Source organism: Bifidobacterium biavatii DSM 23969, from assembly GCF_000741165.1.
GTDB classification, from domain to species: domain Bacteria; phylum Actinomycetota; class Actinomycetes; order Actinomycetales; family Bifidobacteriaceae; genus Bifidobacterium; species Bifidobacterium biavatii.
In genome coordinates, this window is sequence record NZ_JGYN01000003.1 from 60,826 (window position 1) to 74,767 (window position 13,942).

Consider the following 13,942-nt stretch of genomic DNA (forward strand, 5'->3'; position numbering starts at 1 on the left):
CGATGTGTTTACCGAGTATACAGAGAGGACAGGTTTTTCCTGTTACCGTGCCGTGCGCGGTCGTTCAGGCCCAGCAAATCCGCCACTGCCATTCGAACGGACAAGGCAAACCCACTCACCGTCATTTCGACCGGACAAAGCAAACCCACTCATCGTCATTTCGACCGAGCGAAGCGAGCGGAGAAATCTTCCTCAGAGCCAGCACCTCTCTCAAGATTTCTCGACTCGGCTTCGCCTCGCTCGAAATGACAAGAGAACAGCCGTCATTCCGGTCGAAATGACAAGAGAACAGCCGTCATTCCGGTCGATATGACAAGTTCTCAATCACACGGACGGGTTGATTTCGGCCTTGTCGATCGCGCCGGACGAGACGCCCCACGTGTCGAGGATCTTCTTGTACGTGCCGTCGTCCATGAGCTTCTGGATGGCCTTCTGCACGGCTTCGGCGGTCTTCGAGTCGCCCTTCTTGATCGCCACGGCCTCCGGAGTGACGCCCGTGTCGTCGCCGAGCGTTTCCAACGTGTCGCCGGTCTGGCTGATCGCGTATCCGGCGACCGGCGAGTCGGCGTAGAAGATCGACGCCTTGCCGGATGCCACGGCGGTGGTCACGTCGGTCTGCAGCTTGGACGACTGGATGTCGATCGCGTCCTTGCCGTCGGCCTTGCACTGCTCGTTGGCCTTGTTGACTTCCTCTTCCTGCGTGGTGCCGGTCTGCACGGCGACCTTTACGCCGCACAGGTTCGACGTGTCGACCTTGTCGGGGTTGCCCTTGCGCACGACCCACGTGGACCCGGCCTTGAAGTAGGTGACGAAGTCGACCGCGTCCATGCGTTCCTTGGTGACGGTGAACGAGGAGATGCCGATGTCGTATTTGCTGCCGACGGACGGGATAATCGAGTCGAACGTGGATGAAACGGTGTTTTCCTTGAGTCCGAACACGGCGGCGAGCGCCTTGGACAGGTCGACGTCGAAGCCGACGGCGGTTTTGCCGTCTTCGGCGAGGAATTCGGCCGGCGCGTACGACGTGTCGGTGCCGACGGTGAGCGTGCCGTCGCCGGCGACGGAGTCGGGCAGGAGCGCGGCGATCGCGTCGTCTTTTTGGATGGAGCTAGTGTCGAAGCCCTTGGTGGTCGAGCTGGAGCTGCTGCCGGAGCCGGACGATGACGAGCCGGAGCCGCCGGACGCGCTCGTGTCGCCCGTATCGGTGGTGCCGCAGGCCGCTGCGGCGAAGATCATGGCCGCGCCCAGCGTGGCCGCTGCGATGGAGCGCAGGTTGCGACGTATTCCCTTGCTGTAAGACATTAGGATTTCCTCTCTTGCGAATGTCGGCCGGCGGGTATGTTTCCGTTTAATTCGCGAGAGTAGGTGCCCTATGCTACATGTTCGTAAAACGAACGCCGATTGCTCACTCCGTGGACACGCAGTGGACAGTCGGCGGGCAATCGGCGACGTTCGGCCGTCAGCGCGAGCGCATGTTCTTGTAGCGCATGACGCGCAGGGCTTCGCGCTTGTCCTGCTCCTCACGCAGGGCCTGGCGCTTGTCGAATTCCTTCTTACCTCGGGCGAGCGCGATTTCGGCCTTGACGCGGCCGTTCTTGAAGTAAAGGCTGATCGGGATGATCGTGTAGCCCTTGGCCTCGGACTGGCGTGACAGCTTGACGATTTCCCGCTCGTGCAGCAGCAGCTTGCGCTTACGCTTGGGCGCATGGTTGTTCCACGTGCCGTTGAGGTATTCGGGAATGTTCGCGCCTTCGAGCCACATTTCGCCTCGGCGGTCGATGGAGACGAACGCCTCCGCGAGCGACGCGCGGCCTTCGCGCAGCGACTTCACCTCGGTGCCGGTGAGCACGAGTCCGGCCTCGTAGTGGTCTTCGATGGCGTAGTCGTGCCGGGCTTTCTTGTTCTGCACGATGAGTTTCGTGCCTTCTTCCTTGGGCATCCGTCCCCCTCCTTTCGTCATGCAACGATCTTGCGACTATGCGGCGGTCTTGCAACGCAACATCTCAGGATAGCACAACGGCCCGGTCCGTCCTCGCTGCAGGCGAAGACCGGCCAGGCCGCGCGATTCCTGCGATTCCCGCGAAATCGCGAGTCCGCACGGATCAGTGCACGAAGCGGTACTGTCCGTTGTTGGTGAGCGTGCGGTAGGAGACGACGTACAGTCCCTGCACGTTCATTTCGGAGATGAGGATCGTGCCGTCCGCGTTCACCGCTTCGACGACCGCGACGTGGCCGTACGTGCCGTCCGCGCCGTCCTGTCCCTGATAGAACGAGAGGGCCGCGCCGACCTGCGGCACGTTGTCGACGCGCAGGCCGTACGAGGGCGCGGTGTTCGCCCAGTCGGCGCCGTTGCCCAGATAGGACGGCGTGCCGATGCCCATTTCCTTGCGGCGGTTGTAGGCGTACCACGTGCACTGTCCGCCGGCGTACGCGTTGCCGGAGTCGCCGTTGCTGGTGCCCTGTCCGCCGGACGTGCCGCTCGACGACGAACCGCCCGAATTCGTGTTCGTATTGGTCGAATTGTTGGTCGATCCGCCCGTGTTGCCGCCGGTCGAACCGCCCGACGACGAGCCGCCGGACGTGGATCCGCCCGAATTCGTGTTCGTGTTGGTGTTCGCGTTGCCGTTTGACGTGTTGTTGTTCGACGCGTTGTTGTTGACGACCGGTTTGGTGGTGCCCTGCGGGCCGACGGTCGGCTTGGACGCGGCGGCGGCCTGTTCAGCCGCGTACTTGCGGTTGAGCGAGTCGATCTGCGAGTCGAGTAGCACGGTCTGCGCGGCCTGCTTGGCGCTGGCGTCGGTGATCTGCGCCTGCTGCGCTTCGAGGTCGGCGCGCTTCGCTTCGCCTTCCTCGCGCAGCTTGTCGAGCGCGTCACGTTCGCTTTGCGCGTCGGCCGCGGCGGCTTCGGCCGCGGCGGCCGTTTCGTCGGCCTTGACCTTAAGTTCGGCGATGGTCTTTTCGATCGCGGCGAGACGTTCGCCGCGGTTCATTGACGTGTTGAGCGAGACGGCCGCTTCGGACGCGGCGTTCGATTCGGTGCGTGCGAGCGCGTCGCGCGTCTGCATCGCGTTGACGAATTCCTTGGTGCTGGTCGAGCCGGTAACGACGCTCATCACGTCGGACGCGTTGGAGCCGTGCATGGATTCGCGCGCCATCTGCGCGACGGCGGCGTGCGCGTCGTCGTAGTCCTTGCCGGTTTTCTTGATTTCCTCCTCGAGCGTGGCCTTGTCCTTCTTGGCGGCTTCGAGTCGGGACGCCATCGCATCGGCTTCGGCCTGTGCGACGGCAGCGGCCTGATTGGCCTCGTTGACGGCCTTCTGCGCCGCAGGGATCTTCACGCTGGTGAGATTGTCGAGTTCGACGATCTTGTCGGCGAGCGCGCTGCTAACTCCGGCCAGTTTCGCCTTCAGCTCGGCTTCGCGCTGCGCGCTGGCCTGCTTCTGTGCGCGCGTGTCGAGCAGATCGGCGTACGTGTCGGCGTTCGCGACCGGCACGGGCGCGGTGATGGTGCCCACGGCCATCGTAGCGCACAGCATCATCGCCGAAGCGGCAGCCAGTACGGGCTTGCGGACTCCCCCAACTCGTGAAGAACGGATCATCAACGTTTCCTTTCGTCAAACAGATCCCACCATAACAAACGAATCTGAAAAGGCGTGTCCCCGCCGCGCAATGCCGGTGCGGCAGGGACACGCCCGTCAAACGGCCTGATATCAAGCTTTGCGTCACGCTTTCAGGTAACGGTGCAGCGATATCAGCGACGCGATCATCGACAGCAATATCGCTCCCAGCACAAGGAACGGCGAAATCATGAGCACGGTCGCCTGGTCCACGTACGGGATCCACGTCACGGACTGTGCGAGCCAACCGGTGACGAACACGCGCACAATCACGGACAACATCACGCACGAGAGCACGGAGCCGACGAGCGACGCAACCGTGCCTTCGAGAATGAACGGCAGGCGAATCGTCCAGTTGGACGCGCCGACGAGTCGCATGATCTCCGTTTCCTTGCTGCGCGACGCGGCGGACATGCGGATCGTTGTTGCGGTGAGCATGATTGCGACGAGCACCATCACGGCCGCGAGCACGGCGGTGACGGCGGTGGCGCGGTTGAGCACGGCGAACACCGGGTCGAAGATCTGCTTCTGGTCGGAGACCTCCTCGACGCCGTCCTGTCCGGAGAGCACTTCGGAGACGACCTGGTATTTCTCCGGGTTCTTGAGCTTGAGCCACAGAGACGCCTGCATGTCGTCGGCGGTGAGCGTGCGGCCTTGGAATTCGCCGTTCGGGTAGCGTTTGAGGAACGTGTCCTTGTAGTACTTTTCCTTGGACACGTACGTGATGTTCGCGACCACGTCGGGCAGTTCGTCGCGGATCTTCTGTTGGATCGCGTCGACTTCGGCGGCGGAGGGCGACTTGCCGTCCGCACAGTTCGCGGATTGGCTGGGACCGTCCGGGCACAGCCAGACGACGACCTCGACCTGGTCGTACCAACCGGCCTTCGCCTTGACGACCTGCGCCTGCGTGAGCACGGATGCGCCGATGAACAGGAACGAGATGAACGTGACGAGCATGACGGACAGCAGCATCGGCACGTTGCGCCTCAGGCTCGTCCAGGTTTCGGAGAGGATGAATCGCAGTCTCATCGGGTTTCCTCGTCCTCCTTGTTGTTGCGATTCGCATGGTCGAACTGATGCTGGCGTGCGGACGGCTGCGCCGGCGGCGCGGGCGGCATCGGCGGGGCGAGCAGCTGCTGCGGCTGGCCGCTCGCCGGCTGGTTCGGCTGGTTCTGCTGCTGCGTTTGGTGCGACTGGTGCGATGTGTTCGGCACGTGCGATGCGTTCGGCACGTGCGATGCGTCCGGCTGATGTTCCACGGATTGTTTCACGTGGAACTCCCCCGTTGATTGCGCGGGCTGCGCGACCGTCTGCGTGGCCGGCTGTGCGTCCGAATGATCGGTCTGCGTCGGAGTCGACGACACCGCCGGCATGAGCAGCGAGTCCGGAATGGACGGCAGCTTCGGCATCGCCGTGACCGACGACGCGGCCGCGTACGCCGCGCGACGATCGGTGCGCGCGTCGATCGGCATCAGCTCGTCCGGACGCTGCTCGCGCTGTTCCGTCGACTGTTCGTGCGACTGCGCGTCGTGTTCGGCGGGCCGGTCATTGCGCTCGGCGGGTTGATCGCCGGCCTGCGGACGAACCGGACGGAACCTGGCGTGCGGATCATCGGCGGCGGCCGGTTCCGGCCGATGATCGACGAGATCAGCACGATCGGCATGATCGGTGAAATCGGCACGATCGACACGATCGGAGCCGGCGGACGGCGTGTACGTCTGCGATTCGGCGTCGACGCGCGTTTCGACGGCATCGGCGATCACGATATCGGGGATGTCGGTCGCTGCGGCCGGCGTCTCGGCGCTGTCATCGGCACCTTCGGCAGCGGCACTGTCGGCAGCGACACCGTTGACAGCAACGTTGGCAGCGGCACCATCGGCAGCGGCATTGGCTGCGGCGCCGGCGGCAGTAGCATCGATACCGCCGGCGGTAGCGCGATCGGCGGCGGTCGCTGCCGACTCAGCGTCGACAGCCGCATCGGCAACAGCATCGGTAACAGCATCAGCAGCGGACGTGCCGACCGCAATACCGGTATCGGCGACCGCAGCATCGGACGAAACGGACTCGCCCGCCTTGAGCGACGCCTCGTATTCGTCGAGCTTGAGTCCGCGGCCCCACGTCAGCGTCGTTTCGACCGGCGCGAACACTTCGCCGTACCGGCCCGTGCGGCCGGAGTGCACGGAGTTCGCAAGTCGGGCGATGCCCTCGTCGGTCTGGTCGCCGTTGATCGCCTCAGTCACCTGGTCGATCACGCGCTCGGCCTGACGCGCGCGCGAATTGCGCTTGCTGTGCGCACCGCCGCGTCCTTCGGCCGTCGTCGATCCGGCATCAGCGTTTTGCGCAACGTTGTCATCATGCGCAACGTTCGCACTAGCACCGGCCACGGCCGCGATCGGACCAGTCGTCGCGGCGTCCACACCGGCGGCACCCGGACGGAACCGCGCGTCGCCGCCCATGCCGAGCGCCTGCTGCGAGCGCGACTCGACCTCCGCGTCCGGGAAATACAGCGCGGAATCATACGATCCCTGCCGCTCGTCGCGCACGATCTTGCCGGCGTGCAGTTCGACGACGCGCTTACGCATCGAATTGACGATCTCCTCGTTGTGCGTGGCCATGACGATCGTGGTGCCGGTGCGGTTGATCGCGTCGAGCACCTCCATGATGCCGAGCGACGTGGTCGGGTCGAGGTTGCCGGTCGGCTCGTCGGCCAGCAGGATCTGCGGATGGTTCACGTACGCGCGGGCGATGGTGACGCGCTGCTGCTCGCCGCCGGACAGCTCGTGCGGATAGCTGTTCTCCTTGCCCGTCAAGCCGACCGTTTCGAGCACTTTCGGCACAAGCGACTTGATGGTCGATCGGCGGGTGCCGATCACTTCGAGCGCGAACGCGACGTTCTGCCAGACGGTTTTGTTGTTGAGCAGCTTGTAGTCCTGGAAGATGAAGCCGATCGAACGACGGTACTGCGGCACCTGACGATTCGTGAGACGCCGCAGGTCGTTGCCGGCGACGTGGATCTCGCCGTCGGTGGCCTCCTCCTCGCGCAGCAGCAGGCTGAGCAGCGTGGTCTTGCCGGAGCCGGACGCGCCGACGAGGAACACGAAGTCGCCGCGGTCGATGTGCAGGTTGACGTCGTCCAACGCGGGCCGCGTGCCGCGCGGGTAGATCTTGCTCACATGATCCAACGAGATGAGTGCCATATGCTTTCCATCCTCCTTGGCTCCCGATGGCGGGAGCCGAGAATCGACTACTTTTCGGCGGCTTCGGCCTCGGCCGCGACCGCGCGACGCTGCTCGTGACGCCAGCGGATGCCCGCCTCGATGAACGCGTCGATGTCGCCGTCGAACACGGCCTGCGTCTGGCTGGTCTCGTAGCCGGTGCGCAGGTCCTTGACCATCTGGTACGGGTGCAGCACGTACGAGCGCATCTGGTCGCCCCAGCTGGCCTTGATGTCGCCGGCGATCTCCTTCTTCTTCTTGGCCTCCTCCTCGTGGCGCAGCACGAGCAGTCGGGACTGGAGCACGGCCATGGCGGCGGCGCGGTTCTGGATCTGCGAGCGCTCGTCCTGCATGGTCACGACGATGCCGGTCGGCAGGTGGGTGATGCGCACGGCCGAGTAGGTCGTGTTCACGCCCTGGCCGCCGGGGCCGGACGAGCAGTACGTGTCGACACGGATGTCCGTGTCCGGGATGTCGATGTGATCGGTCGCCTCGACGAGCGGCACGACTTCGACCGCGGCGAAGCTGGTCTGGCGGCGGCCCTGGTTGTCGAACGGGGAGATGCGCACGAGGCGGTGCGTGCCGCCTTCGACCGACAGGCGGCCGAACGCGTACGGGGCGTCCACCTGGAACGTCGCGGACTTGATGCCGGCCTCTTCCGCGTACGAGGTGTCCATCACCTTGGCCTTGTAGCCGTTGCGCTCGGCCCAGCGCAGGTACATGCGCAGCAGCATCTGCGCGAAGTCGGCCGCGTCCACGCCGCCCGCGCCGGAGCGGATCGTGACGACCGCGGAGCGTTCGTCGTATTCGCCGTCGAGCAGCGTCTGGATTTCCATGTCGTCGAGATCCTGCTGGATCTTACCGATTTCGGTCTGCGCTTCGGCGAGCGAGTCGGCGTCCTCCATTTCGCGGCCGAGCTCGACGAGCGTCTCCACGTCGTCGATGCGCTGGTTCGCGGAGTTGAGGCGGCGCAGCTGGGCCTGCGCGGCCGACAGCTTGCTCGTGATCTTCTGCGCGTTGTCCGGGTCGTCCCACAGGCCCGGCTCGGCCGCCTTCTGCTCAAGGTCTTTGATTTCGGCCTTGAGACGGTCCGTGTCGAGCGCCTTGGCGATCGATTCGTATTTGGCGCGCGCGTCGCCGATTGCCTGTCCGTAGTCAAATTCTGCCATCGTTACCACCGTGCGTTTCTGGTTGCTGTTCTGTTGTTCGTTGGTCTGTTGTTGTGTCGTTGTCTGCTGTGTGCCGACTGCACTTGCGTGCCGTGCGTTCCTTTGCCGTACGCCTGCGTTTGCGTTGGTGTCCGCGATTGTGCGCGGATGTGCGGTTGCGCGGCGTTGCGGCGTCGGCCGGCTTCCCTGCCTTGCGTTGTCCTGTGCTCCCGCGCCGCTTGCCTTGCCCGATGACGGCCGGACGGTGTGCGCCGCCCGTGCCGGTTGGTTCGATCGGTTGGTTCGATCGGCTGGTTCGGTTGAGGCGGTTCGGTTGGCGGGTGCGGATGCGTGCAGACGAAGAAAACGGCCGAAAAGGAGCGTCAAAGACCCGCGTAAATTGCGGGAATGACAAGGCTGAGCAGCATGGCAGCGGATACGACGATGCACACCGCGCGCACGATGCTGCGGCGGCGACGTTCGCGCTGCTCCCGTTCGGCCTTGTAGTCACTCATGGTTCAGCATCATACGCACCGCCGCCGATTTACGCCGGGCGTGTCGCCACGGGCGGAACAAGCTCTTCGCATTGTCTCATGCAGCCCGGCCGGCCCGGTGACATATACGGGCTCTTCGTATTTTGTTGTGTACGGGCGTTGCCCGGTGGGTGTCGGAATCGCGCTGTCGCGTGATGCCGTGCTGTCAGCGGCAGCGGTAGCTGCCGCTCCGGCGTGTGTTCAACGCTTGTGATGCTGGCGGTAGCCTCGGCCCCCTCGGCTAGGCCGAGCCGTGAAGAAAACAGTCCAGTGGACTGTTTTTAGGCGAGGAGCGAGCGATAGCGAGCCAGCAATACTGCTCGCGAAGCGAGTCCATAATTGCAGGACGCTGTCGACCGAAGGTCGACTGGGGGAGCGTCGCGGCACGTTAGTGCCGCCAACAACACAGCATCGCGCATAGCGCGATACCAATTACCAGAGCCGCAACGCCCTCTTATTGCATGGCAATTCTTGCTGTCACCACTCGGTCGATCTCCATGCACGCCTCGTTGAACATGCGATCCACTTGGTTGTTCGCGAATCTCAGCACCAATGGGTTTTCAGCTTCCAAATCCTTGGTGCGTTTGGCGTCTTTTGATATGACCTGGTTTTTGTTCCGTGTTTTATCTCATTGATGGGAGACTAGGAACATGACCGGAAAGACTCGTTATACGAAGGAGTTCCAGGCGAGGGCGCTCAGGCTTCTGGAGGAGGCGCGTGCGAATCATTCGTCGGAGACGAAGGCCGTGGCCTCCGTCGCGCAGAGTCTGGGCATCGCCCCGGAGACGTTGCGCAGGTGGAGGAACAAGGCCGACCGGACGACCGCCGAACAGTCCGCGATCAGCGCGGAGGAGACGGCCGCCGAGTTGAAACGTCTGCGCGCCGAGGTCGCGGAGCTGCGCAAGGCGAACGAGATACTGACGACGGCGTCGGCTTTTTTCGCGGCCAGGCTCGACCCGACACGGCGTTGAAGGCCGCGTACATCGACGCCTTCAGGGACCGTTTCGGGGTCGGGCCGATCTGCCGGGTCCTGTCGGCCGCGTTGGATTGCGGGTTCCTGACCGCGCGCGGCTACCGCATGTTCAAACGCCGTCCCGTCAGTCGTATGGGGGCGCGCCACGAGGCGTTGGCGCGTGACATCACTGTGATCCGGGAGGACGAGTTCATGCGCGTGTACGGATACCGGAAGGTATGGCACCAGCTCATCCGTCAGGGCTGGGATCCACGGGAGGTCGGCAGGGACCAGGTCGCCCGCATCATGCGCGGGCTCGGCTTCCAAGGCGTTCGGGGCGGCAGGAGGCCGGTCACCACGGTTCCCGCCAAGGGCCGTGGCGGCAGGCTGGATCTGGTCGAACGCAAGTTCGCCGCCTTGGCGCCGAACCGGCTGCACGTGGCCGACATCACCTACGTTCGCCTGGCGGACGGCTCGTTCGCGTACGTCGCGTTTGTCACCGACGCGTACGCCAGAAGAATCGTCGGCTGGGCGACGGCCTCCACGATGCGTACGGAGGAACTGCCGTTGCAGGCGTTGGAGCAGGCCGTCGTGTGGGCGAGATGCCACGGCGGCGCCGACGGGTGCGTGCATCACTCCGACCACGGCTCGCAGTACATCAGCCTCGTGTACTCCACGCACGTGGCTGACGCGGGCATGCTCCCCTCGACCGGCACGGTCGGCGACTCGTACGACAACGCGCTGGCGGAACGCACGAACAACACGTACAAACGCGAGCTGATCTGGGTCAACAAGCCCTACCGGAGTGTGGCCGAGCTGGAGTATGCGACGATGCGGTGGGTCTCGTGGTACAACTCGAAGCGACTGCACGCCTCCCTGGGCTACAGGACACCGGAACAGGTCGAGAACGAGTATTATCAAAAGCAGATGGCACAAGCCGTCTCATAGCAGAGACGGAACAAAAATCAGGCCACTTCAGGTTGCGGATATCGTGATCTGGGTCTTGTTGGCTTTGATTGTGGTGGTGGTGATTTACCCGTTGTGGTTCGTGGTGATCGCCTCGTTCTCGAATCCCGCGATGGTCTCGACTGGTAAGGTCACTGTTCTGCCGGTGGATATTAACTTCGGTGGTTACGAGAAAGTGTTCTCTGATAGTCGTATTTGGATTGGTTATAAGAACACGATTATTTACTCGGTGGTGGGTACGGCGTTGAACATGATCGTGACCCTGCCTGCCGCGTTCGCGTTGAGCCGGGTGGATTTCAAGCCGCGTCGTGTGATTTTGTTCTTGTTTACGTTCACGATGTACTTCGCTGGTGGTCTGATCCCTTCTTACTTGTTGTATAAGGATTTGAACCTGTTGGATAACATGTGGGTGTTCATCCTGCCGGGTGCCGTGAGTGTGTGGAATTTGATTATCGCGCGTTCGTTCTTCGAAACCTCGATTCCTGAAGAACTGCATGATGCGGCGCAGATTGATGGTCTCTCGTTCTTCGGCTACTTCCTCAAGATCGTGATCCCCCTGTCCAGTGCGATTATCGCCGTGTTGGGCTTGTATTACTTCGTGGGTCATTGGAATGATTACTTCACCGGCCTGATTTATATTCGTACGGATACGAAGCAGCCGTTGCAAATGGTGTTGCAGAACATCCTCTTGGCGAACCAGACTCAGCAGGGTGGTGCCGGTAACGGTGGCCAGAGCGCACTCCAGCAGCAGCAGTTGGCTGACCAGATCAAGTACGGTGTGATCATCGTCTCCACCGCACCGTTGCTGATCCTGTACCCGTTCCTGCAGAAGTACTTCAACAAGGGCGTCATGATCGGCGCCGTCAAGGGCTGAGTCAACAACACAGCATCGCGCAAAACGCGATACCGCACTTCGCGGCGGCTTCCGACAGCTCATCAGGCCGGAAGTCGCGCAGCGCAATCCTTCGGGGATGGAACCCGAGGCGAGGAGGTTTCCCTTCTCCTTCCAGCTTGCTCGCCAAGCGTTCCATCCCCGTTTTTTATATCCGCACACCCATTACACTTTTATCGTTACACATACAGAAAAGGAGCCTCATCATGGCCATCATCAAGCGCGCACCGCAGCCGCAACCGCCGGCGGACCCCTACGGCTATCTGCTCGTCCATTTCATCGAGAACCCGGACGGCTACGCCGAGCGCATCTATCTCGACCTGTCCGACGGCGACAATCCCGAGGTCTGGCATCCGCTCAACAACGGCGAGCCGATCCTTACCTCGCCGCTCGGCACCACCGGCGTGCGCGACCCGTATCTGACGCGCAATCCGGAAACCGGTCGCGTGTACGTCATCGCCACCGACCTGCGCGTGTTCGACCCGAACGCGGACCAGTCGAAGCAGAATTGGACCGAGTGGTCGCATCACGGCAGCACGAACCTCATCATCTGGCATTCCGACGATCTGGTGCACTGGAGCGAGCCGCACGAGCTCAACGTCGCGCGTCGCCCCGACGGCACCGACGCGCAACTCGGCATGGCGTGGGCGCCCGAGGCCCTGTGGGTGCCGGACTATTATCCGGAAGGCTCCGAGGCCGAGCACAACGGCAGCCGCGGCGCGTTCGTGCTGTACTGGTCGAGCAAGACCTTCGCCGATTCCGACACTGAACACGCGGACCCGGATTCCTACGATCACATTATGTGGGGCGCGACGAGCGACTTCACGAACGAGACGTTCGAGTACGGCGGCGTGTTCATCGACGCCGGCCATGCGACGATCGACACGACCATGCTCCAGCGTGAACTGCCGGACGGCACGATCCGCACCTACCGCGCGACTAAGGACAACGGCCTGCACCCGGGCATTTGGGTCGACCGCACCGACGCGCCGCGCTGGTGGGAGTCGGGCGTTCTGTGGACGCCCGTCCAGTACGAGATCGGCAAGGACTGGACCAAGAACGGCAACCCTGGCGGTGTGGAGGGCCCTGCGTTCTTCGCCTCGCATTCCGACGATCGCGTGTACCTGTATGTGGACGTGATCCCGTCCATCGGTTACCGCCCGATGGTCACGACCGATCTCGACAAGGGCCTCGACTACCTGCGTTCCGACGATTTCTACATGGCCCCGCACACCAAGCACGGCGGCGTCATGTCCCTGTCCCGTGCGGAATACGACCGTTTGCGCGCGGCTGACGGCACGATCGGCTGAATGGTGGTACGCTAACGTACATCAACGTACGTTAGCGTTAACAATGCTGTGAACAGAAGGGTTGGTGGTATGCATGAGTGACCCGTATGAAGCCTACGCGTGGGCGTATTTCACCGGAGACCGCGGCGACAGCGAGAAAATTAGCCTCGCCGTCTCCAATGGCAACGACGCGCTGAGCTGGCACGCGTTGAACGGTGGCAAACCGCTGTTCGAATCGACGTTCGGCACGCGCGGCCTGCGCGACCCGTTCATCATGCGCTCGCACGAGGGCGACCGGTTCTTCATCATCGCCACTGACCTCAAAGTCGCCGCGCTCAACGGCAGCTTCAGCGAAGCCCAGCGCACCGGCTCGCGCTATCTCGAAATCTGGGAGTCGACCGATCTCGTGCATTGGGGCGACCAGCGGCACGTGCTCGTCTCGCCGCCGGCCGCCGGCAATACGTGGGCACCCGAAGCGTATTGGGACGACGAAATCGGCGCGTACGCGGTCTACTGGTCGTCGAACCTGTACGACGGCGCGGCCGCGACCGACGGTGCGCTGCGTAACGAGCCGACCTACGGTCGCATGATGATCGCGACGACCAAGGACTTCCGCACGTTCAGCGCGCCGCAGGTCTGGATGGACGTGTGCCGCGGCAACGGCCATGACGGACGCGGCCTGATCGACGCGACCGTCGCCCGTGACGGTGACTGGTGGTACCGCTTCGTCAAAGACGAGCGCACGATGACGATCCGTGAGGAACGTTCGCATGATCTGCTCGGCAAGGTGCACGGCATGCTGCCGGGGGAGATGTTCAGCTCGTTCGACTCGCTGTCAGCGCTGGATGAAAACGATGCGACCCTGGACGGCGAGTCGGACGGCGGCTGGCAGCTGGTGCGCGAGAACGTCGGCGTCGGCCTGTCGAACGGTGAGAAGGCGGAGGATGGTTCGCCCAAGCCGTTCACGCGCGGCGAAGGTCCGTGCATTTTCCCGGCGAATCCGGGCGACGTGAACGGTTACCGTTGGTTCCTGTTCATCGACCAGCCGAGCTATCACGACGGTCCGAACCATTACATCGGCTTCGCGACGCAGGATCTCGCCGATCCGAACGGTTGGGCGCCGGTGAGTGGCAAGCTGCGCGAGGGGCTGCCGGTCAGCCCGGACGGCGGCAAGCCGCGGCATGGCACGGTGATGCCGATCACCGCCGCCGAACGCGAGCGTCTCGTCGCTGCGTTCGGCTGATCGTTCCGATATCGTATCGGCATGATTGCGTGGCCTTGGCGATGGTTCCCACGCCTTGCTATCCGCGATGTCACGCTGGAGGGTTTT

10 protein-coding genes and 2 pseudogenes are annotated in these 13,942 nt (G+C 63.3%); 4 read left to right on the forward strand and 8 right to left on the reverse strand.

Going from position 1 to position 13,942, the window contains the following annotated elements; genetic code table 11:
* Window positions 1–324: 324 nt before the first annotated feature.
* From BBIA_RS01095 to BBIA_RS15155, 8 genes and pseudogenes are all read right to left on the reverse strand, one after another.
* Window positions 325–1,302, reverse strand: coding sequence for an ABC transporter substrate-binding protein (locus BBIA_RS01095; protein ID WP_033495878.1), 978 nt, complete (start codon window positions 1,300–1,302; stop codon window positions 325–327).
* 157 nt (window positions 1,303–1,459) lie between these two features.
* A complete protein-coding gene (gene smpB / locus BBIA_RS01100) occupies window positions 1,460–1,939 on the reverse strand; it encodes an SsrA-binding protein SmpB (protein ID WP_033495876.1) in 480 nt (159 codons plus the stop codon).
* A 163-nt stretch (window positions 1,940–2,102) separates the two neighbouring features.
* Window positions 2,103–3,599, reverse strand: a complete 1,497-nt coding sequence (locus BBIA_RS01105; RefSeq protein ID WP_033495874.1) for a CHAP domain-containing protein — start codon at window positions 3,597–3,599, stop codon at window positions 2,103–2,105.
* 123 nt (window positions 3,600–3,722) lie between these two features.
* Window positions 3,723–4,646 (reverse strand): permease-like cell division protein FtsX, encoded by a 924-nt coding sequence (gene ftsX, locus BBIA_RS01110; protein ID WP_033495872.1) that lies wholly within the window; start codon window positions 4,644–4,646, stop codon window positions 3,723–3,725.
* A gap of 1,073 nt (window positions 4,647–5,719) precedes the next feature.
* A pseudogene (gene ftsE, locus BBIA_RS01115) lies at window positions 5,720–6,814 on the reverse strand (cell division ATP-binding protein FtsE); the annotation flags it as partial.
* A 47-nt stretch (window positions 6,815–6,861) separates the two neighbouring features.
* Entirely contained in the window at window positions 6,862–8,001 is a 1,140-nt protein-coding gene (prfB, locus tag BBIA_RS01120; protein ID WP_033495870.1) for a peptide chain release factor 2, read from the reverse strand.
* Between the two features lie 362 nt (window positions 8,002–8,363).
* The gene (locus tag BBIA_RS15025; RefSeq protein ID WP_274518571.1) at window positions 8,364–8,495 is read right to left on the reverse strand and encodes a hypothetical protein; all 132 of its coding nucleotides are present in this window, start codon (window positions 8,493–8,495) and stop codon (window positions 8,364–8,366) included.
* 472 nt (window positions 8,496–8,967) lie between these two features.
* A complete protein-coding gene (locus tag BBIA_RS15155; protein WP_156103659.1) occupies window positions 8,968–9,114 on the reverse strand; it encodes a DUF559 domain-containing protein in 147 nt (48 codons plus the stop codon).
* A 49-nt stretch (window positions 9,115–9,163) separates the two neighbouring features.
* On the opposite strand from BBIA_RS15155, the pseudogene BBIA_RS01130 reads away from it, so the two are divergent.
* From BBIA_RS01130 to BBIA_RS01145, 4 genes and pseudogenes are all read left to right on the forward strand, one after another.
* Window positions 9,164–10,460: pseudogene (locus BBIA_RS01130) on the forward strand (IS3 family transposase).
* Window positions 10,430–11,305, forward strand: a complete 876-nt coding sequence (locus tag BBIA_RS01135) for a carbohydrate ABC transporter permease (RefSeq protein ID WP_238548396.1) — start codon at window positions 10,430–10,432, stop codon at window positions 11,303–11,305. The pseudogene BBIA_RS01130 and the gene BBIA_RS01135 overlap by 31 nt, the downstream one beginning before the upstream one ends.
* Window positions 11,306–11,529: 224 nt before the next feature.
* Complete coding sequence (locus BBIA_RS01140; protein ID WP_051923617.1) at window positions 11,530–12,633, forward strand: glycoside hydrolase family 43 protein; 1,104 nt, start codon at window positions 11,530–11,532, stop codon at window positions 12,631–12,633.
* Window positions 12,634–12,706: 73 nt separating this feature from the next.
* Entirely contained in the window at window positions 12,707–13,855 is a 1,149-nt protein-coding gene (locus tag BBIA_RS01145; protein WP_051923618.1) for a glycoside hydrolase family 43 protein, read from the forward strand.
* Window positions 13,856–13,942: the final 87 nt, after the last annotated feature.